This window comes from Micromonospora sp. A200, from assembly GCF_029893845.1.
In the GTDB taxonomy this organism is placed as follows: Bacteria; Actinomycetota; Actinomycetes; order Mycobacteriales; family Micromonosporaceae; genus Micromonospora; species Micromonospora purpureochromogenes.
In genome coordinates, this window is record NZ_JARXXY010000004.1 from 136259 (window position 1) to 161257 (window position 24999).

Below are 24999 nucleotides of genomic sequence, written 5' to 3' on the forward strand. Positions count from 1 at the left end.
GGACCGAAACAGACGGGACCCGGACCGGAAACCGCCCCCCGGCACGCTTCACTGGCATGACAGACCGTGCCCGCTCCGCGACCCGATCGGGGGGCGACCCCCGGCAGGCGGAGACGCACTGCCCGTACTGCGCCCTGCAGTGCGGGATGGTCCTGCGCGAGACCGGCGACCGGGTGGAGGTGCTCCCCCGCCAGTTCCCCACCAACCGGGGCGGGCTGTGCCAGAAGGGCTGGACCGCCGCCGAGCTGCTGGACCACCCGGACCGGCTGACCACCCCGCTGGTGCGCGACCCGGCCACCGGCGAGCTGCGCCCGGCGACCTGGGCCGCCGCGCTCGACCGGATCGCCGCCGGCATCCGCGCCGTCCAGACCGGATACGGCCGGGACGCGGTCGCGGTCTTCGGCGGCGGCGGGCTCACCAACGAGAAGGCGTACGCGCTCGGCAAGTTCGCCCGGGTGGCGCTGCGTACCCGGCACATCGACTACAACGGCCGGTGGTGCATGTCCTCGGCCGCCGCGGCCGGGATCCGCGCCTTCGGCGTCGACCGGGGGCTGCCCTTCCCGCTGGCCGACCTCGGCCGCGCGGAGACCCTGCTGCTGGTCGGCGCCAACCCGGCGGAGACCATGCCGCCGCTGATGCGCCACCTCGCCGACCAGCGGGAACGCGGCGGACGCCTGATCGTCATCGACCCCCGGGTCACCGCCACCGCCCGGCAGGCCGACCTGCACCTGCAACCGCTGCCCGGCACCGACCTGGCGGTGGCCAACGCGCTGCTGCACATCGCGCTCACCGAGGGCCTCATCGACAAGGACTACGTCGCCGCCCGGACCACCGGCTTCGACGAGGTACGCCGTACCGTGGCCGGCTACTGGCCGGCGGAGGTGGAACGGCTCTCCGGAGTGCCGATGGCCGACCTGGAGGCGACCGCCCGCGCGCTGGGCACCGCACGCAGCGCGATCATCCTCACCGCCCGGGGCGCGGAACAGCACGCCAAGGGCGTCGACACCGTCAGCGCCTTCGTCAACCTGGCGCTCGCCCTCGGCCTGCCCGGCCGCCCCGGCTCCGGCTACGGCTGCCTGACCGGCCAGGGCAACGGCCAGGGCGGGCGGGAGCACGGGCAGAAGGCCGACCAGCTGCCCGGGTACCGGAAGATTGACGACCCGGCGGCCCGGGAGCACGTGGCGCAGGTCTGGGGTGTCGACCCCGACGACCTGCCCGGGCCGGGCGTGCCGGCATACCAGCTGCTGGAGTCGCTCGGCACCCCGGGCGGCCCCCGGGCGATGCTGGTCTTCGGCTCCAACCCGGTGGTCTCCGCACCCCGGGCCGCCCTGATCGAATCCCGGCTGCGCGGGCTCGACCTGCTGGTGGTGGCCGACTTCCTGCTCTCCGAGACGGCCGCCCTCGCCGACGTGGTGCTGCCCGTCGCGCAGTGGGCCGAGGAGGAGGGCACGATGACCAACCTGGAGGGTCGGGTGCTGCGCCGCCACGCGCTGCGCCAACCCCCACCCGGGGTCCGGACCGACCTGGCAGTCCTCACCGAGCTGGCCGCCCGGCTCGACGCCCCGGCGTCCTTCCCGGCCGACCCGGCCGAGGTCTTCGCCGAGCTGCGCCGGGCCTCGGCCGGCGGCGTCGCCGACTACGCCGGGGTGAGCTGGGAACGGATCGACGCCGACGAGGGGGTCTTCTGGCCCTGCCCGGACCCCGACGGGCCGGACACGCCCCGGCTCTTCGCCGACTCCTTCGCCACCCCGGACGGCCGGGCCCGGTTCCAGCCGGTGACCCACCGGCCCGCCGCCGAGCCGGTCTGCGTCGACTATCCACTGCACTTCACCACCGGTCGGGTGCTCGCCCAGTACCAGTCCGGCACCCAGACCCGGCGGGTCGCCGCACTGCGCCGGGCCGCCCCCGGCGGCTTCGTCGAGCTGCACCCGGACCTGGCCGCCCGGCTCGGCGTGACCGAGGGCGACGAGGTACGGGTCGCCTCCCGTCGGGGCGAGCTGCAGGCCCCGGCCCGGCTCACCCCGACGATCCGGCCGGACACCGTCTTCGCGCCGTTCCACTGGGGCGGCGCGGCCCGGGCAAACTCCGTGACCAGTGACGCGACGGACCCGGTCTCCGGGATGCCCGAATTCAAGATCTGCGCCGTACGGGTGGAGAAGGCATGAACGTAGTCATCGTGGGATACGGCATGGCCGGGTCCCGGCTCGCCGCCGAACTGCACGCCCGGGACGGGGACCTGAAGGTCGTCGTGCTCGGGGCGGAGCCGCACCGGGCGTACAACCGGATCATGCTCTCCACCCTGCTGGCGGGGAAGGTCGCCGAGCCGGACGTGGAACTGGCCGAGGTGGCCGGGCAGGGCGTCGACGTGCGTACCGGCGTGCAGGTGACCGCGATCGACCGGGACGCCCGCGTGGTCCACACCGACGACGGCGACCGGATCCCCTACGACCACCTGGTGCTCGCCACCGGCAGCCGGGCCATCGTGCCGCCGCTGCCCGGCCTGGACCCGGCCGACCTGCCGGAGCGGGTGGTCCCGTTCCGCACGCTGGACGACTGCCGGCGGATCCTCGCCGCCGCCGAGGGCGCCCGCAGCGCCCTGGTGCTCGGCGGCGGGCTGCTCGGGCTGGAGGCGGCGCGCGGGCTCGCCGCCCGGGGGCTCGACGTCGGCGTGGTGCACCCGGTGCCGTACCTGATGGAACGCCAACTCGACCCGACCGGCGCGGCCGTGCTGGCCGGCACCCTCGCCGGCCTCGGGGTGACCACCCACCTGGCCGTCGCGGCCACCCGGGTGGCGGCGGACGCCGACGGGGTGCGCCTCGACCTGGCCGACGGCCGGTCGCTCTCCGCCGACCTGCTGGTGATCTCCTGCGGGGTACGCCCCGACACCGCGCTGGCCGCCGCGGCCGGGCTGAGCGTGGACCGGGGCGTGGTGGTCGACGACCAGCTCCGCACCGGCGACCCCCGGATCTCGGCGATCGGCGACTGCGCCCAGCACGACGGCGCGCTGACCGGGCTGGTCGCGCCGGCCTGGGCGCAGGCCCGGGTGCTGGCCCAGGCGCTCACCGGCGAGGACCCGGCCGCCCGCTACCGGCCCCGGCCGGTGGTGACCCGGCTCAAGGCGGCCGGCATCGACCTCGCCGCCATGGGCGACCCCGCCGACGGCCCGGGCGAGGAGCTGACCTTCGCCGACCCGGCCCGGGGCACCTACGCCCGGCTGCGCATCCACGAGGAGCGGCTGACCGCCGCGATCCTGCTCGGGGACAACCCGTCGGTCGGCACGGTGGTGCAGCTCTTCGACCGGGGCGCGCCGGTGCCGGCCGACCGGCGGGCGCTGCTGCTGGGCCGCGCGCTGGGCGGGACCGCGGCGGCGCCGGCGGAGTCCCCGGCGCTGATGCCGGACGCGGCCACCGTCTGCCAGTGCAACGACGTGCGCAAGGGCGCGCTGGTCGCCTGCTGGCGGGCGGGGGCCCGGACGGTGGACGAGGTGGTGGCGACCACCCGGGCGGCCACCGGCTGCGGCGGCTGCCGGGACGCGGTCGCCGGCATCGTCGACTGGCTGTCCGAGGCGGACTCGGTGGGGGCGACCCGATGACCGGGCGGAATGCGATCGACGGAATTGACGCGACGGACCCCGAGGAGGTGACGCGATGACCGGCGGACGATTGGTCGTCGTCGGCAACGGCATGGTCGGACAACGGTTCGTCGAGGCGCTGCGCGCCCGCGACCACGACCGGCGGTGGCGGGTGACGGTGCTCGCCGAGGAACACCGGGCGGCGTACGACCGGGTGCGGCTCTCGGCGTTCTTCGACGGGGTGAGTGCCGACGAGCTGAACCTGCACACCCCCGACGACGGGGTCGACCTGCGCCTCGGCGAGGCCGTCACCGGCGTCGACCGGGAACGGCGGGTGGTGACCACCGCGGCCGGCGAGCACCCGTACGACGCGCTGGTACTGGCCACCGGGTCGTACCCGTTCGTGCCGCCGGTGGACGGCGCGGCGCTGCCCGGGGTCTTCGTCTACCGCACCCTGGACGACCTGGAGGCGATCCGGGCGCACGCCCGGGGTCGGCGTACCGGCGCGGTGATCGGCGGCGGCCTGCTCGGCCTGGAGGCGGCCAACGCCCTGCGCCTGCTCGGCCTGGCCACCCACGTGGTCGAGTTCGCGCCCCGGCTGATGCCGGTGCAGGTCGACGAGGCGGGTGGCGCGATGCTGCGCCGGTACGTCGAGGAGCTGGGGGTCTCCACCCACCTCGGGGTGGCCACCACCGCGCTGCGCCCCGGCCCGGACGGCGTCGTGGCCGGGCTGGAGCTCTCCGACGGCAGCACGGTCGACGCGGAACTGGTGGTGGTGGCCGCCGGCATCCGCCCCCGCGACGAGCTGGCCCGGGCCGCCGGGCTGGCGCTGGGCCCGCGCGGCGGGGTGCTGGTCGACGCGACCTGCCGCAGCGACGACGAGCGGATCTGGGCGGTGGGCGAGTGCGCGGCCGTCGACGGCACCTGCCACGGCCTGGTCGCCCCCGGGTACGCGATGGCCGAGGTCGTCGCCGACCGGCTGCTCGGCGGGTCGGCGACCTTCCCCGGGGCGGACACCGCCACCAAACTCAAGCTGCTCGGCGTGGACGTGGCCTCGTTCGGCGACGCGCACGGCACGACGCCGGGTTGCCTGGACGTGACCTTCACCGACCCGGCCACCCGGTCGTACGCGAAGCTGGTCCTCTCCGACGACGCGCAGACGCTGCTGGGCGGCGTGCTGGTCGGGGACGCGAACGCCTACCCCACGCTGCGGGCCAGCGTCGGCGGGCCGCTGCCCGCTCCCCCGCTGGCGCTGCTGGCCCCGGCCGGCGGGGCGGGCGCCGGGGCCGGGGCGCTGCCCGGCGCGGCGCAGGTCTGCTCCTGCAACGCGGTGACCCGCGACGACATCGACACCGCGATCGCCGGCGGCGCGACGGACGTGCCGGCGCTGAAGGCGTGCACCCGGGCCGGCACCAGCTGCGGATCGTGCGTGCCGATGCTCAAGCAGTTGCTCGACGCGGCCGGGGTGAAGCAGTCCACCGCGCTCTGCGAGCACTTCGACGCCAGCCGGCAGGAACTCTTCGACATCGTCCGGGTGCGCGGCATCCGCACCTTCTCCGGGCTCATCGCCGAGCACGGGCGGGGACGCGGCTGCGACATCTGCAAGCCGGTGGTGGCCTCGATCCTGGCCTCGCTCGGCACCGGGCACGTGCTCGACGGCGAGCAGGCGTCGTTGCAGGACACCAACGACCACTTCCTGGCCAACCTGCAACGCGACGGCAGCTACTCGGTGGTGCCCCGGATCCCCGGCGGGGAGATCACCCCGGAGAAGCTGATCGTGATCGGTGAGGTGGCCCGCGACTTCCGGCTCTACACCAAGATCACCGGCGGGCAGCGGATCGACCTGTTCGGCGCCCGGGTCGAGCAACTGCCGCAGATCTGGCGGCGGCTGGTCGACGCGGGCTTCGAGTCCGGCCACGCGTACGGCAAGGCGCTGCGGACGGTGAAGTCCTGCGTCGGCGAGACCTGGTGCCGGTACGGAGTGCAGGACTCGGTCGGCCTGGCCATCGCGCTGGAGCTGCGCTACCGGGGCCTGCGCGCCCCCCACAAGATCAAGTCGGCGGTCTCCGGCTGCGCCCGGGAGTGCGCCGAGGCCCGCAGCAAGGACTTCGGCATCATCGCCACCGACACCGGCTGGAACCTCTACGTCGGCGGCAACGGGGGCTTCCGGCCCCGGCACGCCGACCTCTTCGCCACTGATTTATCCACAGAAGCACTGATCCAGCTGATCGATAGATTTCTAATGTATTACATCCGCACCGCCGACCGGCTGCAACGCACCGCCGCCTGGATCGAGGCGATGGACGGCGGCCTCGACCACCTGCGCTCGGTGATCGTGGACGACTCGCTCGGGCTCTGCGCCGACCTCGACGCGGCGATGGCCCGGCACGTGGCGGCCTACTCCGACGAGTGGCGCGACGTCCTCGACGACCCGGAGCGGCTGCGCCGCTTCACCTCCTTCGTCAACGCCCCGGACGTGCCCGACCCGTCGATCAGCTTCGCCGTCGAGCGCGGGCAACCGGTGCCCGCCCGCGGCGCACCAGCCACCCCGGCGACCGACCGCCGCCGCCAGCCGGTCGCCCTCGGCCTTCCGGAGGTACGGCGATGAGCCCGACGAGCACCGTGGACGGAGGCAGGTCGATGAGCCTGACGAGCACCCTGGACTGGACGGCCGTCTGCCCCCTCGACCGATTGGATCCCGACCGGGGCGTCGCCGCGCTGGTCGACGGCGTACAGGTGGCGCTCTTCTCGACCGGCGGCGAGCTGTTCGCGGTCGACAACCTCGACCCGGTCGGCGGCGCGTACGTGATGTCCCGGGGCATCGTGGGCAGCCGCGGCGGGGTGCCGACCCTCGCCTCCCCGCTGCACAAGCAGGTCTACGACCTGCGTACCGGGCGCTGCCTGGACCTGCCCGGCGTGACGCTGCCCGTGCACCGGGTCCGCTGCCGGGACGGGCTGGTCGAGGTGCGGCTGCGACAGGAGGAGTGATGCGGGAGGAACTGGCCGGTTTCACCATCGGGGTCACCGCCGACCGGCGGCGCGACGAACTGGCCGCGCTGCTGCAACGCCGCGGTGCCCGGGTGGTGCTCGCCCCGGCCCTGCGGATCGTGCCGCTGGCCGACGACAGCGACCTGCGCGAGGCCACCCGCGCCTGCCTGGACCGGCCGCCGGACATCCTGATGGCGAACACCGGCATCGGGATGCGCGGCTGGCTGGAGGCGGCCGAGGGCTGGGGGCTCGCCGAGCCGCTGCGCTCGGTGCTGTCCCAGTCGTACGTGGTGGCCCGGGGACCCAAGGCGCGTGGCGCGATCCGGGCCGCCGGGCTGCACGACCAGTGGTCGCCGGAGTCGGAGAGCTGCGACGAGGTGATCGACCACCTGTGCCGGCGGGGGGTGGCCGGTCAGGTCATCGCCATGCAGCTGCACGGCGACCGGCAGCCGGAGTGCACCGAGGCGCTGGAGGCGGCCGGAGCCACCGTGATCGAGGTACCGGTCTACCGCTGGGCGCCGCCCACCGACCCGGCCCCGCTGCACCGGCTGATCGACCTGGTCGCCGGCCGGCTGGTCGACGCCGTCACCTTCACCTCCGCGCCGGCGGCGGAGGCGCTGCTGCGGGCGGCCGGCGACCGGGCCGAGACGGTGCTGGAGGCGATGCGCGGGGACGTGCTGGCCAGCTGCGTCGGCCCGGTCACCGCGGAGCCCCTGGTCCGCCGGGGAGTACCGGTCAGCGCGCCCGCCCGGGCCCGCCTCGGGGCACTGGTCCGGCAGATCGTCGACGAGCTGCCCCGCCGGACGGTGACCGTCAAGGCCGCCGGGCACCTGCTGACCCTGCGCGGGCACGCGGCCGTGGTCGACGGGGAGCTGCGGCCGCTCGCGCCCGCCCCGATGGCGGTGCTCCGGGCGCTCGCCGCGTCGCCCGGCCGGGTGCTGTCCCGCACCGAGCTGCTGCGGACCCTGCCCCGGGGCGCGGACGAGCACGCGGTGGAGATGGCGGTGGCCCGGCTGCGGGTCGGGCTCCAGGCCCCCAGCGTGGTGCAGACCGTGGTCAAGCGGGGCTACCGCCTCCGGGTCGACTGACCCGGAGGCGGTTCAGCCCACCGGGGCGTAGCCCCGACCGTGCTCGGACTCCAGCCGCAGCATGGCGTGCTCGACCACGGTCACCAGCACCTGCTTCACCGAGTCCCGCCGCCGGGCGTCGCACATCACCAGCGGCACGTCCGGCGAGATGGCCAGCGCCTCGCGGACCTCCTCCGGCTCGTACTGCGGCGCGTCGTCGAACCGGTTCAGCGCCACCACGTACGGCAGGTTCCGGTTCTCGAAGTAGTCCAGCGGCGCGAAGGCGTCCGTGATCCGGCGGGTGTCCACCAGCACGGCGGCACCCACCGCCCCCCGGATGATCTCGTCCCACATGAACCAGAACCGGGTCTGCCCCGGCGTGCCGAACAGGTACAGGATCAGATCCTGCGCCATGGTGATCCGGCCGAAGTCCATGGCGACCGTGGTGGTCTCCTTGCCGGGCACCTTCGACGGGTCGTCGATGCCCACGCCGGCCGCCGTCATCAGCGCCTCGGTGGTCAGCGGCGTGATCTCGGAGATGGCGCCGACCATTGTCGTCTTGCCCACGCCGAAGCCACCCGCGACCACGATCTTCGCGGAGATGATCTCCCGGCTGCGGCGCGCCCCGGCGGGGTCATAGTTCGCGAAGTCCACTTAGCACCCTTCCCAGCAGGTTCATCCGCTCCTCGTAGCCCTCGGCCGGAGCGGCAGTGTGTAGCGTCAGCAGGCCCTCGGCCACCATGTCGGCGACCAGCACCCGGGTGACGCCCAGCGGCATCCGGGTGTACGCGGCGATTTCCGCCAGCGACTGTGCCCGGCCCTCGCAGACCGTGGCGATGCGGTACTTGTCGTGCCCGGCGAAGCGCGCTTCCGCACTCTGGGTGAGGCTGGCCGACAGCACCGCCTCCAAGGCGATGTCCCGGCTCGGCTCGGTACGGCCCCGGGTGACCGCGTACGGCCGCACCAACGCCCCGCGTGGGTCCCGCCGGGGTTCCATCCGCCATCACCTCCTCCGCCCGGAGCCCACCGGCACCGGATCGCCTGTCCCTCGCCGGGCGCGAGCGCGCCCGGCGTCGTACCGCCCGCCTACGAGCGCACGGCGTCGCGGGGCAGCGGCACCAGCGCGGCGCCCACCCGCTCGACGAGCAGCGCCATCTCGTAGCCGACCTGCCCGACGTCGCAGCTGCGCGCCGCGAGCACGGCCATCGACGACCCGTCACTGATCGACATCAGGAACAGGTAGCCGCTGTCCATCTCGATCACCGTCTGGAGCACACCGCCCGCGCTGAACATCCGGGCGGCTCCCTCGGTCAGGCTCACCACGCCGGAGGTGATGGCGGCGAGCTGGTCCGCCCGGTCCCCCGGCAGGTCCCGCGACGAGGCGAGCAGCAGCCCGTCCGCGGACACCGCCACCACGTGGGCGATACCCGCCACGCTGTCGGCGAAGTTGGTGAGCAGCCAACCCATGTCCTGCATGGCAGCTGGCCTGTTCATCGGCGCGTCTCCTTGGTCGAGGTGCTGTTCTGGTCCGTACCGGCCGAACGGCCGCGCTGCACCCCGCGGTGGTAGGCGGAGAGCAGGCCGCGGACCTCGTCGGGGGTGCGGCGGCTATGGTCCCGCCCGTCCTTCGGCTGGATGCCGCCGGGGACGAGCTGGGCCTGGGGCACCCGCTTCGGCAGGCCGGAGCGGGTGGTGCCGCCGGTGGCCGGCTCGGCGGCCCGGGTGGCCCGGGACCAGCCTTCGTCGGCCGCCGTCCGCCAGGCGTCCGACTCCGCGGGTGGCGGGGTGGCGGGCTCCGTGGGCGGCGGGGCGGTGGGGGTCGCCGGCGGGGCCGACGGCGCCGCCTGCGGGACGTACGACGGGGGCGGCGGCGCGACCGGCGGCTGCCCGGCGGCCGATCCGACGGACGCGGTGCCGGCGGTGGGTGACCCCACGGACGGGGTGCCGGTCGCGTTCGGGGCGCCCGGCACCCGGGTCGGCAGCGGCGGCCGGCCGGGCTTCGCGGCGGAGGCGTCGGCCCGCGGCTCGTCGAAGTTGGGCCGGGTGAAGATCGCGGTGGCGTCGTCCCCGTGGGACCGGAACCAGACCGCCTCCATCTCCCGGAAGATCGGCGAGTCGGCCGGCCGGGTCGGGCGGGCCACCACCGGGACGGCCGGCGCCGGGGCGGGCGGGGTGTACGGCGCCGCCGGGGTCTCCGACGCGGCCGCGGTCGCCGGGGCGAACGGTGCCGCCGGTGCCGCCCCGAACGGGGTGAACGGTGGGGGTGCCGGGGTGAACGGTTCGGCCGGTGCCGACGGCACGCCGGCGATTGGCCCGAGGGGCAGCGCCGGGGCGGCGTCGGCGGCCGGGGTCCGCTTCGGCAGCCTCGGCCGCGGGTCGACCAGGGGCTGGGCCCCCGTCGGGTAGCCGGCTCCGTACGCCGGCTCCGCCGGGGCGGCCGAGAACGGCAGCGCGGAGGTGGGCGCAGCCGACGTCGGCACGGCCGAGGCCGGCACCGCGGACGTCGGCACGGCCGTGGCGGGCACGGCGGAGGTGGGCGCGGACGGAAGCTGGCCGCCGAGCGTCACCGCCGGGGCGGTGTCCCGCGCGTCTACCGGAGGCTGCCAGGGCGCCGGAGCCGGCGGGGCGGCCCGCCACTGGTCGGTCAGCGTCGCCGCGCCGGTACGCCCGCTGGTCAGCGAATCGCCGAGGCCGGCCGGGGTGAGCGGCGGCTGCTCGACCGCCAGCGGCTGGCGCGACCGGGGCAGCGACTGGTCCCGGCCCCGGTGGGCGGGCAGCACCACGGTCGAGGTGGGCAGCGTCACCTGGGCGACCGTGCCGCCCTCGACGTTGCGCCGCAGCTCCACCCGGATGCCGTACCGGGTGGCGAGCCGGCTCACCACGGCCAGACCCATCAGCCGGAACGCGGCCACGTCCACGCTCGGCGGCGCGGCCAGCCGGCGGTTGAGCGAGTCGAGCTGCTCGTCGGTGAGGCCCAGGCCCCGGTCCTCGATCTGGATCAGCACGTAGTCGCGGATCCGGCGGCCGTCGGCGACCACTGTGGTGGTCGGCGGCGAGAAGCGGGTGGCGTTGTCGAGCAGTTCGGCGACCAGGCGGACCACGTCGTTGACGGCGTGGGCGGAGACCGAGATGTCGGTGTCGACGGTGCCGAACTCGATGCGGTTGTAGAGCTCGACCTCGGACTGGGCGGCCCGCAGGACGTCGACCAGCAGCGCGTCGTCGCGGCGGGGCACCGCCGAGTCGGCGCCGGCCAGGACGAGCAGGTTCTCGTCGTTGCGGCGCATCCGGGTGGCCAGGTGGTCGAGCTCGAAGAGCTGGGCGAGGCGCTTCGGGTCCTCCTCGCTGCGCTCGATCGCGTCCAGCTCGCCGATCATCCGGTCGACCAGCGTCTGACTGCGCCGGGCCAGGTTGAGGAACATCGCCGAGACGCTGGTGCGCAGGGCGGCCTGTTCGGCGGCGACCCGGACCGCCTCGCGGTGCACGACGTTGAAGGCCAGCGCCACCTGGCCGACCTCGTCGCGGTTGCGCAGCCGGATCGGGTCGCGGACCTGGCGCACGATCTCGTCCACGCCGCCCTCGCCGACGCTGCCCATGTTCTGCAGCCGCCGCACCGCGTCCGGCAGGTCGTGGTTGGCCACCGACAGGGCGCCCTCGCGCAGTCGCCGCAGCGAGTGGTTGAGCGAGCGGGCCAGCACCACGGCGAGCGAGACGGCGATGATCAGGGTGAGCAGCACCAGCGCCGACTCGATCACGGCCTGCCGGATGACGTCGCTGCGGGCCTGCTCGGCCCGGTCGAGCAGGCGGTCCTGGAGCTGGATCTCGGCCCACCGCATCAGGTCGTTGACCGCGCCGATCGAGGCGCTCGCGTCGGCCGCGCCGACCAGTGGTTGCTGCCCCACCGAGCGGGTGATGTCGGCGGCCACCCGGTCGGCGAGGCCGACCGCGTCGCCGGAGACGGTGCCCTCGACCAGGGCCCGCTGGTCCGGGTCGGCGGCCAGGGAGAAGGCGACCAGCGCCTCCTGCTGGCCGGTCAGCGTGGTGACGAAGGCGGAGAACTGCTCCTCGTCGATCCGGCCGGCGCTGAGCGCGGTGTAGGCGACCGCCTCCTCCTCGGCGACGGCCGCCTTGGCGCGGCTGAACGCGGCCACCGCGCGGCGGGCGTCGGCGAGGCTCTCCTGGCCGGGGAGCTGCGCCAGGGCGTCGCCGTACGAGACGAGGTCGGTCAGGACGATGCCGTAGCGCAGGGTGGCCTCGGCGACCGGCATCTGCCGGCGGTCGAGCACCTCCTGGCGGGTGCCGTTGAGCGTCTCCAGGTGATCGTCGATGACCTTGAGCCGGTCGCGGACGGCCGACGGGACCTCGCCGATCCTGCCGCGCTCGGCGCGGTACTCCCCGATCCGCTGGTCGGTGGCGCGGACCCGCAGGTTGTAGTCGTCGGCCTTCTGCTGCGGCGTGGCCAGGTAGCCGGCCGCCGCCATCCGCTCCTTGTGCAGATCCTGGGTGAGCGCGGAGACGTCGACGGAGAGCGCGGTCAGCGACCGGATCCGGGTGGCGTCGTACGCGCCCTCACCGGTGGAGATCAGTCGGATAGTTGCCAGAGCAATGACGGCGGCGACCGGAACCACCAGAATGAGGGCGAGTTTGGAGCGGATCCGCGCGTCCCGCAGTCGGGGCAGCCGCCGCCCCCGGTCGCGCTGGGCGGCGTCGCCGATTTCGGGCAGGGTCGTCGGTCCGGTGCTCACGACATCGCCTCCGTCGTATCTTCCACGCCTGACCCGCCGACCCGTGCCTGGTGCAGCGGAGAGCGCCACGCGCGGCACGGCCGCGATTTCATCAGAGAAGATCGCGTTTGGGAAGCCGCAGTGAGGCAGGAAACGGTCAACCGGCGGCCTCGTCGCCCTTTGGCCTCATTGTCGCCCACGCTCTGAACAGGCATTCTCACTCCAGAGTGGCCGATCGCGTCTCCGAAGTGAGCGTCGGTAAATATCTGATGACCCCAACATGTGGGAAAGCCGTCCCGAAACCACATCGGGCTTCCGCGCTTGACCGCGGGGCCCGGCATTGGCAAGGTTTTGCAGGCTTCGCGCACACCGTACGGCAGACAATCCCGTATCTCCACAGAGGACGGACTAGCGGCGGTGACCGGGCAGCGCCCGCGCCGCACCTGGAGGACTGAGTTGAGCCCCATCCGCTCCGCGACCATCGTGGCGCTCGCATCGGCCGTGCTGGCCACCACGCTCACCGGCTGTTCGTTCGGGGCGGGGCAGGAGGCCACCAGCCCCATCGTCATCGCCGCGGACCTCGAACTCTCCGGTGCGGCGGCCCCGGTCGGCAAGGCGTACCAGCGCGCGCTGGAACTGAAGATCGAGCAGCTGAACACGTCCGGCGCCCTGGGCAGCCGAAAGATCCGGCTCGAGGTGAAGGACAACCGTTCCGACGCCAGTGAGTCACTGCGGAACATCACCGACTTCAGCGGCGATTCCAAGGTCAGCGCGATCATCATGGGCGGTTGCAACGAATGCGCCGTCGGCGCCGTACTCGCCATCAACGAGAAGAAGATCCCCACCATCGCGCTCGCGCCGTCCAGCGCGATCTCCAACCCGGTCGCCGATCGGCGGTACATCTTCAAACTGGCCCCCAACGCCGCCGACAGCGCCGCGGCGCTCACCACGGAACTGCGCCGAAAGGGCATCCGTAAGGTCGCCGTGCTGCACAGCGACGACGACTACGGCCGGGAGGGCCTGACCGCGCTGCGCGGCGAGTTCGGCAAGGCCAAGATCCGGCTGGTCCGCAACGAGGCGGTGCGCACCACCGACACCGACGTCAGCCAGCCGGTCCGCCTGCTCACCTCCGGCGAGGCGCAGGCGCTGCTGCTCTGGACCCCGCCGGAGCAGGCCTCCCTCGCCGCGACCAGCGCGCAGGAGGCGGGCTTCTCCGGGTCGCTCTTCCTCGACGCGGCCGCCGCCGGCGACCTCTTCCTCGGCAACGCCGCCCGGTCCACCGAGCGGGCCACCCTGATCTTCACCCAGACCATGGTGATCGACGACGTCATCGCCACCACCCCGGCCAAGGCGGCCCGGCGGCAGTGGTTCCAGGACTACACCGCCCGGTTCGGCGGCTACAACGGCTTCTCCTCCTTCGCCGCCGACGCCGTCCAGTTGATCGCCGACGCCGCGCTGCGGGCCGGCGGCCCGGCCGACCAGGTCAACCGGGACGGCATCCGGGACGTGCTGGAGACGTCCCAGATGGACGGGCTGTCCGGACCGATCCGGATGACGCCGGACAACCACTCCGGGCTGATGCCCCAGGCGCTGACGACGCTGGTCGCCCGGGGTGGGCGCTGGCGCCTGGCCGGCTGAGGGGGCGGTGTGGCCCCACCGTCCCCGGCTCCTCACTGTCAGGCTTGATCCCTGCGCCGGGGACGGTGGGCCACACCTCGGGCGATCTCGCAACTCGGACGGTTGACGTCGAGGTCAACGGTCGACGTGGTCAGCGGGCGCTGGTGGTGGCGCGCACCCAGGGCAGGGCGAGGCGCTCCACCAGGGAGAGAGCGGCGTAGAGCAGGATGCTCATCGCCGCGATGAGCACGATCGCCGCCCAGGCGGTGGCGGTGTCCCCGATGCCGTTGTACTGCAGAATCTGGTAGCCGAGGCCCGGCTTGTCGGAGTAGAACTCGCCGATCACCGCGCCGATGGCGGCCAGCGGCATCGCCACCTTCAGCCCGACGAAGATCTGCGGCAGCGCGGCCGGGAAGCGCACCTTGCGGAACGCCTGCCACCACGAGGCGTTCAGCGACCGGGCCAGCTCGGCCAGGTCCGCCGGGGTGGTGGTGAGCCCGGTCGCGGTGGACAGCACGATCGGGAAGAAGCAGAGCAGGAAGACCATGGTCAGGATGGGTTTCTCGCCCCAGCCGACCGAGACCACCAGCAGCGGCCCGAGGGCGATCTTCGGCACCGCGTTGATCGCCACCAGCAGCGGCGCGAACATCCGCTCGGCCCGCCGGGAGGCGGCCAGCGCCATCCCGATCAGCACCCCGGCGGCGGCGGAGAGCACGAAGCCCAGCAGCGTCATCAGCGTGGTGATCCCCAGCGCCGGCAGCAGCACGTCGGCCGCCGCGGTCAGCGCCGCCCAGACGTCCTGCGGCGGCGGCAGGGACGCCGGATGGACCAGCTTCAACCCCGAGGTGACCAGCCACCAGACGGTCACCGCGATCACCAGGCCGAGCAGCGGCAGGCCGACCGTCGCCGGGCGTACCTGCGGGCGCCGCGACGCCGCGGCGGCCGGTGGCGTGGTCGGCACCCCGGGCGGGTCGGCCGCGGCGGCCCTGTCGCGCTCCGCCTCCCCCGCTCCGGAGCGGGTACGGATCTGCGTCACGTGTCCCATCCTCTCCTGCCGGCCCGGGGCCGGCACGGCCACGGGGGCGCGGCCACCGGTCCCTGTCCCGGTGACCGCACCCCCGTGGCACGGTCGGTGTCGATCAGGCCTTCGGCACCAGGCTGAAGTCGATGATCTGGTCCGGGGTGATGTTCTGCTTGAGCGCGCCGGCGCCCTGCAGCAGCGCGATGCTCTTGGCGACCCGCTCGTTGTCCAGGGTGCCGATGGCGGTGCCGGAGTTGCTGGACCGGACGTACCCGGCCATCAGCTGGAGCTCGGCGGCGGCGGCGGCCGGGACGGTGGCGGCGACGTTCTTCTTCAGCAGCTCGGCGGCCTCCTGCGGGTTGCCCAGGGCGTACTCCAGGCCCTTGAGCAGCGCGGCGGTGAAGCGCTTGACCATCTCCGGCTTCTCCTTGGCGAGCTTCGCCGACGTGATCAGCGCGTTGCCGTAGAGGTCCTGCATCACCTCGCTGTAGGGCAGCACGATCGGCTTCTTCTTGGTGACCGCCGCGACGGTGGGCTGGCCGACCACGAACTGGCCGATACCGTCGACCGTGCCGGAGGCCAGGGTGCCCATCAGGGTCTGCGCCTCGCCGTTGACCCAGGTCACCTTGCTGGCGTCAACGCCGGCGAGGCGGGCGTACGTCGGGAAGAGCTGGCGGACCACGGAGGTGGGGGTGTCGGCGAGCTTCTTGCCCTCCAGGTCCTTCGGCGTGGCGATGTTCTTGCCCTCGACGGTGACCACGGCGGCCATGGTGCGCTGCTGGATCGCCGCCACCACCACGAAGTCCTTGGCGGCGCCGTTGCCGAGCTGGAGCAGGCCACCGGTCAGGTCGATCGGGCCGAAGTCGGCCTGACCGCCGACGACGGTCTGGATGACCGAGCCGGTGCCCTGGCCCGGCTTGATCTCCACGTCGAAGCCGGCCTCCTTGAAGAAGCCCTTCTCCTTCGCCACCCAGGCGTACGAGTCACGGCCGAAGTTGCCGAAGGAGGTCAGGTAGGTCACCTTCTCCAACGCCTTGCCGTCACCGCCCTTGGCGTCGGAGTCGTCCGAGCCGCTGCTGCACGCGGAGACCAGGGCGAGGGCGGTGGCCAGGGCGGCCGCGGCGACCGTACGGGTCAGCCTTCTCATCAGTGCACCATGTCCTTTCCGACCGGGTCATGCCACCCGGAGGGGTTGTCGGTCCGGCGGTTTCGGCGTGAAAGGGGGGAGCCGACGCCACCGTCGTGAAGGGACTCTTCGCGGGCACAGCGTACGAGAGACCCACCGTCACGACACCAGTCGCACCGGGTTGCGGAACGGAAACAACTGAGCGTCCACCCCGGACTGTCGGCAAGTGCCACACGCCGGATAGCCTTTGTCGGATTCCTGACCGCCCACTCAGGGGAGGCCCGCCGGACATGATCCGACTCGCCGACGTGTCGCGTACCTTCGACGGCCGCTCCGGCCGGGTCGAGGCGCTGCGCGGCATCGACCTGGCGGTCGCCGAGGGCGAGTTCGTCGCGGTGCTGGGCCGCTCCGGCTGCGGAAAGTCCACCCTGCTGCGCATGGTCGCCGGGCTGCTGCCGGTGACCGGCGGCGAGATCACCGTGGGCGGCACGGCGGTCACCCGGCCCCGCCAGGACATCGCGATGCTCTTCCAGCGCCCCGCCCTGCTCCCCTGGCGCACCGTGCTGGACAACGTCCTGCTGCCGGTGGAGATCTTCGGCTGGAGCCGGGCCGGGCACCGCGACCGGGCCCGCCAGCTGTTGGAGATGGCTGGCCTCGGCGGGTTCGAGAAGCGGCTGCCGCACGAGCTCTCCGGCGGTATGCAGCAGCGGGTGTCGCTCTGCCGGTCGCTGATCGGCGAGCCCCGGGTGATGCTGATGGACGAGCCCTTCTCCGCCCTGGACGCGCTCACCCGCGAGGAACTCGCCGGCGAACTGCAACGGGTGCACATGGAGACCGGAGCCACCGTCGTCTTCGTCACCCACTCCATCGACGAGGCGGTGCTGCTGGCCGACCGGGTGGTCGTGCTCAGCCCGCGTCCGGGGCGGATCCGCAGGATCGTCGAGGTGACCATCCCCCGACCGCGCACCCTCGGCCGCAACGCCCACCTGGCCGACGTCGCCCGGGTCAGCGCCGAACTGCACGAACTGCTGATGGAGCGCGAGACGCCGGCCGTGGCGGAGGGACGATGAGCATGCGGGTGGCCGTCTTCGTCGAGCCGCACCGCGGTGCCAGCTACGACGACCAGCTCCGGTTCGCCCGGCTGGTGGAGGCGGGCGGCTTCGACGGGTTCCTGCGGGCCGACCACTACCAGGCGATGGGCGACGAGCCGGGGCTGCCCGGCCCGACCGACGCCTGGCTGACCCTCGCCGCGCTGGCCCGGGAGACCACCCGGATCCGGCTCGGCACGCTGGTCACCTCGGCCACCTTCCGGCTGCCCGGGCCGCTGGCCGTGATGGTGGCCCAGGTGGACCAGATGAGCGGCGGCCGGGTCGAGCTGGGCATCGGCGCCGGCTGGTACGAGCGCGAGCACACCTCGTACGGCATCCCGTTCCCCGGCGTGGGTGAGCGCTTCGACCGGCTGGCCGAACAGCTGGAGATCATCACCGGGCTGTGGCGGACCCCGGTCGGCGACACCTACACCCACCTCGGCGACCACTACCGTCTGGTGGACGCGCCCGCGCTGCCCAAGCCCGTGCAACGGCCCGGTCCGCCGGTGATCGTCGGCGGGCGCGGCCCGAAGCGCACCCCCGAGCTGGCCGCCCGGTACGCCGACGAGTTCAACATGCCCTTCAAGTCGGTCGAGGAGACCGCCGGCGCGTACGAGCGGGTCCGCGAGGCGTGCGACCGGACCGGGCGTACCGAGTCGGGGCGGGCCCCGCTGGTGCTCTCCGCCGGGGTGGTGGTGGCGATCGGGCGGACCGACGCCGAGGCCCGCCGCCGGGCGGAGCCGCTGCACGTCAAGAGCGCCCTGCCGCCGGAGGACCCGGTGGTCGGCTCCCCCGCGCAACTGGTCGACCGGCTCGGCGAGTTCGCCGCGATCGGCGCCACCCGGGTGCACCTGCGCCTGATCGAACTCGACGACCTCGACCACCTGGAGCTCATCGCCGGCGAGGTGCTCCCCCAACTGAACGGAACGACATGACCGACGTGGTCGACGATACGGAACTCGGCCCGGTGGGCCAGGAGATCGTCTTCGAGAACGACCGGGTACGGGTGTGGCACATCCGCCTGGAGCCGGGTGAGCGGCAGCCGCTGCACCGGCACGACCACCCGTACCTGGTGGTGGCCGTCCAGGGCGCGAAGAACGTGGTGCAGACGATCGACGGCACCCGGATCGACGCCGACGAACCCACCGGCGGGGTGGTCTACCGGGACCCGGGCGCGGTCCACATGCTCACCAACGTCGGCGACACCACGTATCTGGCCCGTCTCGTCGAGTTGAAGTAACCCCAGGCAGTCGCCCCGCCGCGCCACAGTGGCGATCGGGCGCACCGGGCCGTAACGTGCGCGACATGGCCTTTCGGACGTGGGGCAAGCTGCTGTTCACCGCATTCGGGGTGAGCGTGCTGGCCGGAGCCGGTCAGCTCGGCATCGCGTACGGGTTCGGGATCGTACGACTCAACGGCGCGTTCACGGATGTGAACCGGTGGCCAGCCCAGCTCGCCTGGGTCGGCTGGTTCGCCGTGACCGCCGCCGTGGTCGGCGCCGTGGTCACCGTCCGGCTCGCCCGCCGCGTCGGGCTGTCGGACGGCAGCGGCGCACAACTCGCCGTCTCCGGCGCGGCCGCACTCGGCGCGACCGTCGTCGCCCCGCTCTGCATGCAACCCGCCCGGGCCGCGGAGCTGAGCACCGTCGACCCGGTCTGGGCGGTCGGGATCTGCGCGGTCGTCGGCGCGGTGGTCGGCGCGGGCGCCGCCTCGGCCGTGCTGCTCCGGCCGCCGCTGGGCTGGAACGTCGCCCTGCTGACCGGCGCGGTCTGGCTGATCGCGCTGGTCTCCGTCGCGCCGGCGCTGCTGTCCACCGGGGTGCTGCGCTCCGTACGCCTCGGCGTGCTGGAGCCGTCCTGGTTGGACGCGGACGCGGCGCAGCGGCTGGCCATGCTGACCCTCCCCGCGGTGGCACTGCTGGCCGGCGCGGCGACCGGTGCGCTGGCCCGCTGGCGCGGGCACGTCCCGCTGGTCAGCGGGGCGGCCGGGGTGGCCGGCCCGGTGCTGCTCGCCTTCGCCTACCTGACCGCCGGCCCCGGCGACTCCGCCGACCGCTACCAGCTCGCGCCGTACTACGGCGCGGTGATCGCCGTCGCGGCCGGCGCCCTGGGCTCGGCCGCCGCCACGCTGCTGCGCTGGCCGCTCTTCCCGGCGACCGACGCCGGGAACGCCGCCGGAGCCGACGACGCCATCGAGCCGACCGACATCCTGCGCCCGCTGCCCGACAGCCCGGCCCTGAGCAGCGCCCCCGGCGACGGTTCGGCCACCGTGGATCTGGCCGGCGCCGCCGGCGCGGGCACCCTGCCGGGATCCGGCACGCCGACCGGCGCGGACCGGGCCGCTGACCGGGCCGCGACCCGGGCGACCGGGCCGACCCCGGCGCACTGGGACTGGCCGGTCACCCCCGGCACCCCGACCCCGTCCGGTACGCCCCCGGACAGTGGTTTCGCCCTCGACGCCCCGGACAGTGGTTTCGCCCTCGACGCCCCGGCCGGCGCACCCGCGTCGGCGACCTGGCCGGAGCCATCCGGCCGGACGCCCGACGAGCCGTCGTACGGCGACCTGCCGACGGGCCCGAGCCGCGCGCCGCAGGCCGAGGCCGCCGGCGCGGCGGGCGCCCCGCAGCCCCGGGACCGTCGCGGTACGCCGGAGTCCCGGTGGACGGCCGACCCGGCCGCGCCGACCGGCGAGCCGGCGTCCCTCGTCGGTCACCGGGTGGAGCCGACGGCGTGGGACGCCGCGGCGGACCGGGAGGCGCTGGCGGAGCCGGCCAGCGGGGTTGACGTCGGGGACGGAGCCGACTGGGACGGTACGGCCAGCCGGATCACGTCGGCGATGTCCACCGGGGAGCCGGTGGTGGGCAGCTCCTCCGCGCCGGTCCCGTCCGACGGGTTGCGAGCGGTCGACCCGATCCAGGTGCCACCGCCCGCCGACCTGGCCCAGGTTGCACCGGCTGCCGTTCCGTCCGACGGGCCGCGTGCGGCCGATCCGGTCCAGGTGGCTCGGGCCGCCGGTCCGGCCGACGCGCCGGCAGCAACCGGCGAGGTCACACCGCAGGTCGTGGTCGGGTCCGTGGCGGTCCCACCGGTAGCGGACCGGGCCGAGCAGCCGAACCGCACCGAGGAGACGGCAGCGACCACTCACCACACCGCGAGGGCCGAGCAGCCGCACGACACCGAGCAGACGGCAGTGACCGACGACCCCACCGCGCCCGCCGAGCCGGCCGAGCCCACCACCGTCACCCCCCGGCCCCGACCGAATCGGACCCGCAAGTCCCGCTCGGCCGGGTCGGACGAGCCGGTCGCCAGCACCGCCAGCGGCACCGGATCGGACGCTCCGGTGGCCGCCACCTCCACCACGACCAGCGACGCCGGATCCGGCGACCCGGTGGCGGCCACCCTCGCCACCACCGGCGACGCGGCGGAGGCCACCGACGCGGGTCCCGCGGCTGCCACCACCGCCCCCGCGGCTGCCACCACCGGCTCCGCCGCTCCTGCCGCTGCCGCCGGCTCCGCCGCTGCGGTCACCGGCCGTAAGGGCTCGGCGAAACGGACGATCCGCCCCGCGACGGACCCGACAGCCGCCCCCGAGCCGGCCGCCTCCCCGGCTCCGGCGCCCGCCGCCCGTTCCGGTGCGGACACCGCGCCGGCCGACGACCCCGAGCGTGCGCTCGACCGGCCCAGGCTCGACCGCCCCGGGCTCGATCGGGCACTCGACCGGAGCCGCCTCGACCGGCCGGAACTCGACACAGCCCGGCTCGTCGAAGCCGGCCATGGCACCACCGAACTCGACCCGGCCACGCCCGACCCGGCACGGTTCGACCCGGCAGCGCTCGACTCGGCCCGCTCCGAGTACCCCTCGGCCGGGTCCACCAGGGACGACGTCCACGACGCGCCGGTTCCCCGGCCCGGCATGCGGTCGTCGGGTGCGGACCGCAGCCCGGCGCGCCACACCCCGTCCACCACCGGCGCCACTCCCGCGACCGCCGAGCAGGCGCCCCGCCCCCGGCACCAACTGCCCGACCTGAACAGCGCGGCGAGCTGGAACGCCTTCACCGCTCCCCGCCCCGCGCCGGCGCCGCCCCGCGCCGGCCTGCCCTTCCCGGACCACGGTCCGGAGGAGGAACCGAAGCCGGTCACCTTCCGCTGGGACGCGGACGACTCCCGGCCCGGCACCCCCGCTACGGCGAGCCGGTCGACGGACCTGCCCGCCGCCGAGGTGCCCGGTGTCGAACCTCGCGGGGCCGAGCCGTCGTCGGAGGTCGAGCCGGAGCCGGCGGCCGACCGGTCCCGTACGAAGCGGAGCCTGTTCCGCCGCAACAAGGCGCGCGGCGCCGAACCGGCGGCCGAGAACCCGGAGGCGGAGCCGCTCGCCGCGCAGGACGAGGAGTACGTCGACTGGGTTTCCGGCCTGAGCCGCCCGATGGCCGACAACGAGCCGGAGACGGAGAGCGGCCGCCGCTCGCTGCGGTCCAGCGGCCGGCACCACCGGGACTGAGGAAGCGCAGCGGTCCGGCGACGGCACCCGCCGTCGCCGGACCGGCATGGTTCTGGGTCAGGCCATCGGCAGGTACACCCGGCCGCCGGAGGAGAGGAACTCCGCCGACTTGTCCTGCATGCCGCGCGCGGCGTAGTCCTTCAGCTCCTGGGTGATCTTCATGGAGCAGAACTTCGGCCCGCACATCGAGCAGAAGTGCGCGGTCTTCGCCGGCTCGGCCGGCAGCGTCGCGTCGTGGTACGAGCGGGCGGTCTCCGGGTCCAGCGAGAGGTTGAACTGATCCTCCCAGCGGAACTCGAACCGGGCCTTGGACAGCGCGTCGTCCCAGGCCTGCGCGCCGGGGTGGCCCTTGGCCAGGTCGGCCGCGTGCGCCGCGATCTTGTACGCGATCACGCCCGCCTTCACGTCGTCCCGGTCCGGCAGCCCCAGATGCTCCTTCGGGGTGACGTAGCAGAGCATCGCGGTGCCGAACATGCCGATCATCGCCGCGCCGATGGCCGAGGTGATGTGGTCGTACGCGGGGGCGATGTCCGTGGTCAGCGGGCCGAGCGTGTAGAACGGCGCCTCGTGGCACCACTCCTGCTGGAGGTCCACGTTCTCCTTGATCTTGTGCATCGGCACGTGGCCCGGGCCCTCGATCATCACCTGCACGTCGTACTCCCAGGCGATCTTCGTGAGCTCGCCGAGGGTCCGCAGCTCGGCGAACTGGGCCTCGTCGTTGGCGTCCGCGATCGACCCGGGCCGCAGCCCGTCGCCGAGCGAGAACGTGACGTCGTAGCGGGCCAGGATCTCGCACAGCTCTCGGAAGTTGGTGTAGAGGAAGTTCTCCTCGTGGTGCGCCAGGCACCAGGCCGCCATGATCGACCCGCCCCGGGAGACGATCCCGGTCACCCGGTCCACCGCCAGCGGCACGTACGGCAGCAGCACCCCAGCGTGCACGGTCATGTAGTCGACGCCCTGCTCGGCCTGCTCGACGACGGTCTCCCGGAACACCTCCCAGCTCAGCTTCACCGGGTCACCGCCGACCTTCTCCAGCGCCTGGTAGATCGGCACGGTCCCGATCGGCACCGGCGAGTTGCGCACGATGGCCTCGCGGGTCTCGTGGATCCGCTTGCCGGTGGACAGGTCCATCACGGTGTCGGCGCCCCACCGGGTCGCCCAGGTCAGCTTCTCCACCTCCTCCGCGACGGACGAGGTGACCGCGGAGGTGCCGATGTTGGCGTTCACCTTCACCAGGAACGCCTTGCCGATGATCGCCGGCTCGCACTCCGGGTGGTTGACGTTGAGCGGCAGCACCGCCCGCCCGGCGGCGATCTCGTCCCGGACGAACTCCGGCGCCATCCCCTCCCGGATCGCCACGAACTCCATCTCCGGCGTGACGACCCCGGCGCGGGCGTACGCGAGCTGGGTGGGCCGCTTCCCGTCCGCCCCGGCCAACGGCGTGCCGGCACCGCGCACCGGGGCCACGTCACCGCGCTCGGCGATCCAATCCCCGCGCAGCGGCGGCAACCCCACCTCCGGATCGGAGCCCGGGCCGGAGGTGTCGTAAAGGCGCAGCGGCGGGTTGTCCCCGGTCAGCTCCACCTCGGCGAACGGCACCCGGACGTCCGGCCGTGACCCCTCGACGTAGACCTTGCGACGTGCCTGCATGACAGCCTCCCTGATGGTCAACAGGACCAGCCGAAGTGGTCCAGCGGGCCGCGTCCCGCGCCCAGTTCCCAGTCCCGCGCGCCGGTCAGCGCGCGGGTGACGTACTCCTTGGCGGCGGCGACCGCGACCGGCACCGGGTCGCCCGCCGCCAGCCGGACGGCGATCGCCGCCGAGAACGAGCAGCCGGTGCCGTGGGTGTGCCGGGTCCGCACCCGGGGCGCGCGCAGCAGGATGGTCGTCCCGCCGCCGCACAGCACGTCGACCGACTCGCCGCCGGCGTCCACGTCACCGCCGGTCACCACCACGTGCGCCGGGCCGCCGGCGGCGATCGCCTCGGCGGCGACCGCCATCTCCTCGACCGTGGTCACCGGGCGTCCGGTGAGGGCGGCGGCCTCCGCGCAGTTCGGCGTCGCCACCTCCGCGTACGGCAGCAGCCGCTCGACCGCCTCCACCACGCCGAGCGGGTGTCCACTGGTGGCGACCAGCACCGGGTCGACGACCAGGTACGGCAGCCGGCCCGCCTTCGCCGCCTCGGCCACGGCGTCGGCGACCGCCGGGGTGCCGAGCATTCCGGTCTTCACCGCCCGGACATGGAAGTCGCCGAGCACGCTGTCGAGCTGCTCGGTGACCGTTCGCGGGGGCAACGGCAGCACGGCGTCGACGCCCCGGGTGTTCTGCGCGGTGACGGCCGTGATCACGCTGGTCCCGTACGCGCCGAGGGCGGCGAAGACCTTGAGGTCGGCCTGGATGCCGGCACCGGCACCGGAGTCCGAGCCGGCGATGGTGAGGACGGTCTTCGGCGTCACTGTCCCTCTTCCCGGGTCGCTGTTGGAGGCCGACCGTGCGGGTTCGTCGCTGTCGGCGTGGGGGGCTGCGGCCGACCGTGCCCACTCCGGGCGGTCAGGCTTGATCCCTGCGTGGGCACGGTCGGCCGCAGCACCGTGTCGGGAACCTCCGCGCGGGCGTGCCGGCTTCGCGGCACCGGGGCGGGCGCGAGCGCCGAGCCGGCTGATGTGGTGGCCGGAGTCGCTGCTTGGAAGGCCTCGGTCAGGGTGGCGGCTGCCCGGGTGGGGTCTTCGGCTCGCATGATGGCGCCGAGCACGGCCACGCCGACGGCTCCCGCCTCGACGCAGGCGTACACCTGGTCGGGGGTGTCGATGCCGCCGAGGGCGAGGATCGGCACGGGGCTGGCCTGGATCAGCTCGGCGAGCCCGTCCGGATGCAGGGGTGGGCCGTAGCCGGGTTTGGTTCTGCTGGGGAAGACGGGTGAGAGGGTGGCGTAGTCCTCGGTGGTGAGTCGGGCCAGTTCAGCACGGTCGTGGCAGGAGCGGCCGACCAGGCCGAGGGTCGGTGGCGGGTAGGGGCCGGCCGACGGCAGGTGGACGGCGTCGCCGTCCAGGGGGTCGGGGCCGGCGACGATCAGGGTGCCGCCGGCCTCGGCGAGGAGCGGACGCAGCGCGGCGGCGAGAGCGGCACGTTCGGCGCGGGGCAGGTCCTTCTCGCGTAGCACCACCCAGCGCACTCCCCCGGCCACCGCCGCCGCGACCACCTCCGGCAGCGGCCGCCGGGCCTGCCAGCGGTCGGTGAGCACCACCAGGCCCGAGGGCACCACCGGACGGGCGGGCCCGGTCGCGGCGAGCCGCCCCGAGCCGG

The 24999-nt window shown here is 74.3% G+C and carries 18 protein-coding genes and 1 pseudogene; 10 read left to right on the forward strand and 9 right to left on the reverse strand.

The features are described from left to right. Positions 1 to 56: 56 nt before the first annotated feature. Genes M2302_RS05785 through M2302_RS05805 form a run of 5 tightly spaced genes read left to right on the forward strand, consistent with a single transcriptional unit; the run spans position 57 to position 7647 of the window. Positions 57 to 2165 (forward strand): molybdopterin oxidoreductase family protein, encoded by a 2109-nt coding sequence (locus tag M2302_RS05785; protein ID WP_280836929.1) that lies wholly within the window; start codon positions 57 to 59, stop codon positions 2163 to 2165. Beyond that, positions 2162 to 3592, forward strand: coding sequence for an FAD-dependent oxidoreductase (locus tag M2302_RS05790; protein WP_280836930.1), 1431 nt, complete (start codon positions 2162 to 2164; stop codon positions 3590 to 3592). The genes M2302_RS05785 and M2302_RS05790 overlap by 4 nt, the downstream gene beginning before the upstream one ends. Before the next feature lie 55 nt (positions 3593 to 3647). Continuing rightward, positions 3648 to 6179, forward strand: coding sequence for a nitrite reductase large subunit NirB (nirB, locus tag M2302_RS05795; RefSeq protein WP_280836931.1), 2532 nt, complete (start codon positions 3648 to 3650; stop codon positions 6177 to 6179). A 32-nt stretch (positions 6180 to 6211) separates the two neighbouring features. Then, positions 6212 to 6559, forward strand: a complete 348-nt coding sequence (gene nirD, locus M2302_RS05800) for a nitrite reductase small subunit NirD (RefSeq protein ID WP_154941851.1) — start codon at positions 6212 to 6214, stop codon at positions 6557 to 6559. Beyond that, positions 6559 to 7647, forward strand: coding sequence for a uroporphyrinogen-III synthase (locus M2302_RS05805; protein WP_280836932.1), 1089 nt, complete (start codon positions 6559 to 6561; stop codon positions 7645 to 7647). Before nirD ends, M2302_RS05805 begins: the two co-directional genes overlap by 1 nt. A gap of 12 nt (positions 7648 to 7659) precedes the next feature. On the opposite strand, the gene M2302_RS05810 is transcribed toward M2302_RS05805, so the two are convergent. The 4 genes from M2302_RS05810 to M2302_RS05825 all read right to left on the reverse strand — a co-directional run bounded on the left by M2302_RS05810 (position 7660) and on the right by M2302_RS05825 (position 12368). Further along, a complete protein-coding gene (locus tag M2302_RS05810) occupies positions 7660 to 8280 on the reverse strand; it encodes an ATP/GTP-binding protein (RefSeq protein ID WP_088960288.1) in 621 nt (206 codons plus the stop codon). Further along, positions 8261 to 8623 (reverse strand): DUF742 domain-containing protein, encoded by a 363-nt coding sequence (locus M2302_RS05815; protein WP_088960287.1) that lies wholly within the window; start codon positions 8621 to 8623, stop codon positions 8261 to 8263. The genes M2302_RS05810 and M2302_RS05815 overlap by 20 nt, the downstream gene beginning before the upstream one ends. An 89-nt stretch (positions 8624 to 8712) precedes the next feature. Next, a complete protein-coding gene (locus M2302_RS05820; protein ID WP_007465177.1) occupies positions 8713 to 9120 on the reverse strand; it encodes a roadblock/LC7 domain-containing protein in 408 nt (135 codons plus the stop codon). Beyond that, positions 9117 to 12368 carry a sensor histidine kinase gene (locus M2302_RS05825; protein ID WP_280836933.1) on the reverse strand — a complete coding sequence of 1084 codons (3252 nt, stop codon included), beginning with the start codon at positions 12366 to 12368 and terminating at the stop codon, positions 9117 to 9119. The genes M2302_RS05820 and M2302_RS05825 overlap by 4 nt, the downstream gene beginning before the upstream one ends. Positions 12369 to 12803: 435 nt before the next feature. Between M2302_RS05825 and M2302_RS05830 the strand changes: the two genes are divergently transcribed. Beyond that, a complete protein-coding gene (locus M2302_RS05830; RefSeq protein WP_280836934.1) occupies positions 12804 to 13985 on the forward strand; it encodes an ABC transporter substrate-binding protein in 1182 nt (393 codons plus the stop codon). A gap of 130 nt (positions 13986 to 14115) precedes the next feature. On the opposite strand, the gene M2302_RS05835 is transcribed toward M2302_RS05830, so the two are convergent. Then, positions 14116 to 15009 (reverse strand): ABC transporter permease, encoded by an 894-nt coding sequence (locus M2302_RS05835; RefSeq protein ID WP_280836935.1) that lies wholly within the window; start codon positions 15007 to 15009, stop codon positions 14116 to 14118. 94 nt (positions 15010 to 15103) lie between these two features. Next, positions 15104 to 16132 carry an ABC transporter substrate-binding protein gene (locus tag M2302_RS05840; RefSeq protein WP_280836936.1) on the reverse strand — a complete coding sequence of 343 codons (1029 nt, stop codon included), beginning with the start codon at positions 16130 to 16132 and terminating at the stop codon, positions 15104 to 15106. Between the two features lie 269 nt (positions 16133 to 16401). Between M2302_RS05840 and M2302_RS05845 the strand changes: the two genes are divergently transcribed. From M2302_RS05845 to M2302_RS05860, 4 genes are all read left to right on the forward strand, one after another. Further along, entirely contained in the window at positions 16402 to 17181 is a 780-nt protein-coding gene (locus M2302_RS05845; RefSeq protein ID WP_280836937.1) for an ABC transporter ATP-binding protein, read from the forward strand. Between the two features lie 2 nt (positions 17182 to 17183). Further along, positions 17184 to 18134, forward strand: coding sequence for an LLM class F420-dependent oxidoreductase (locus tag M2302_RS05850; protein WP_280837047.1), 951 nt, complete (start codon positions 17184 to 17186; stop codon positions 18132 to 18134). Next, positions 18131 to 18439 carry a cupin gene (locus tag M2302_RS05855; protein ID WP_280836938.1) on the forward strand — a complete coding sequence of 103 codons (309 nt, stop codon included), beginning with the start codon at positions 18131 to 18133 and terminating at the stop codon, positions 18437 to 18439. The genes M2302_RS05850 and M2302_RS05855 overlap by 4 nt, the downstream gene beginning before the upstream one ends. Positions 18440 to 18504: 65 nt before the next feature. Further along, positions 18505 to 21696 (forward strand): hypothetical protein, encoded by a 3192-nt coding sequence (locus M2302_RS05860; protein ID WP_280836939.1) that lies wholly within the window; start codon positions 18505 to 18507, stop codon positions 21694 to 21696. A 57-nt stretch (positions 21697 to 21753) separates the two neighbouring features. Here M2302_RS05860 and thiC read toward each other — a convergent pair whose 3' ends face one another. From thiC to M2302_RS33065, 3 genes and pseudogenes are all read right to left on the reverse strand, one after another. Then, a complete protein-coding gene (thiC, locus tag M2302_RS05865) occupies positions 21754 to 23346 on the reverse strand; it encodes a phosphomethylpyrimidine synthase ThiC (protein ID WP_280836940.1) in 1593 nt (530 codons plus the stop codon). 17 nt (positions 23347 to 23363) lie between these two features. Continuing rightward, entirely contained in the window at positions 23364 to 24152 is a 789-nt protein-coding gene (thiD, locus tag M2302_RS05870; protein ID WP_280836941.1) for a bifunctional hydroxymethylpyrimidine kinase/phosphomethylpyrimidine kinase, read from the reverse strand. A gap of 230 nt (positions 24153 to 24382) precedes the next feature. Continuing rightward, positions 24383 to 24958: pseudogene (locus tag M2302_RS33065) on the reverse strand (thiamine phosphate synthase); the annotation flags it as partial. Positions 24959 to 24999: the final 41 nt, after the last annotated feature.

What these genes read in the sequence shown, in the direction of transcription:
- M2302_RS05785 (WP_280836929.1), top strand. Translation starts at nt 57, where the DNA reads ATGACAGACCGTGCCCGCTCCGCGACCCGATCGGGGGGCGACCCCCGG.
- M2302_RS05790 (WP_280836930.1), top strand. Translation starts at nt 2,162, where the DNA reads ATGAACGTAGTCATCGTGGGATACGGCATGGCCGGGTCCCGGCTCGCC.
- nirB (WP_280836931.1), top strand. Translation starts at nt 3,648, where the DNA reads ATGACCGGCGGACGATTGGTCGTCGTCGGCAACGGCATGGTCGGACAA.
- nirD (WP_154941851.1), top strand. Translation starts at nt 6,212, where the DNA reads ATGAGCCTGACGAGCACCCTGGACTGGACGGCCGTCTGCCCCCTCGAC.
- M2302_RS05805 (WP_280836932.1), top strand. Translation starts at nt 6,559, where the DNA reads ATGCGGGAGGAACTGGCCGGTTTCACCATCGGGGTCACCGCCGACCGG.
- M2302_RS05815 (WP_088960287.1), bottom strand. Translation starts at nt 8,623, where the DNA reads ATGGAACCCCGGCGGGACCCACGCGGGGCGTTGGTGCGGCCGTACGCG.
- M2302_RS05820 (WP_007465177.1), bottom strand. Translation starts at nt 9,120, where the DNA reads ATGAACAGGCCAGCTGCCATGCAGGACATGGGTTGGCTGCTCACCAAC.
- M2302_RS05835 (WP_280836935.1), bottom strand. Translation starts at nt 15,009, where the DNA reads ATGGGACACGTGACGCAGATCCGTACCCGCTCCGGAGCGGGGGAGGCG.
- M2302_RS05840 (WP_280836936.1), bottom strand. Translation starts at nt 16,132, where the DNA reads ATGAGAAGGCTGACCCGTACGGTCGCCGCGGCCGCCCTGGCCACCGCC.
- M2302_RS05845 (WP_280836937.1), top strand. Translation starts at nt 16,402, where the DNA reads ATGATCCGACTCGCCGACGTGTCGCGTACCTTCGACGGCCGCTCCGGC.
- M2302_RS05850 (WP_280837047.1), top strand. Translation starts at nt 17,184, where the DNA reads ATGCGGGTGGCCGTCTTCGTCGAGCCGCACCGCGGTGCCAGCTACGAC.
- M2302_RS05855 (WP_280836938.1), top strand. Translation starts at nt 18,131, where the DNA reads ATGACCGACGTGGTCGACGATACGGAACTCGGCCCGGTGGGCCAGGAG.
- M2302_RS05860 (WP_280836939.1), top strand. Translation starts at nt 18,505, where the DNA reads ATGGCCTTTCGGACGTGGGGCAAGCTGCTGTTCACCGCATTCGGGGTG.
- thiC (WP_280836940.1), bottom strand. Translation starts at nt 23,346, where the DNA reads ATGCAGGCACGTCGCAAGGTCTACGTCGAGGGGTCACGGCCGGACGTC.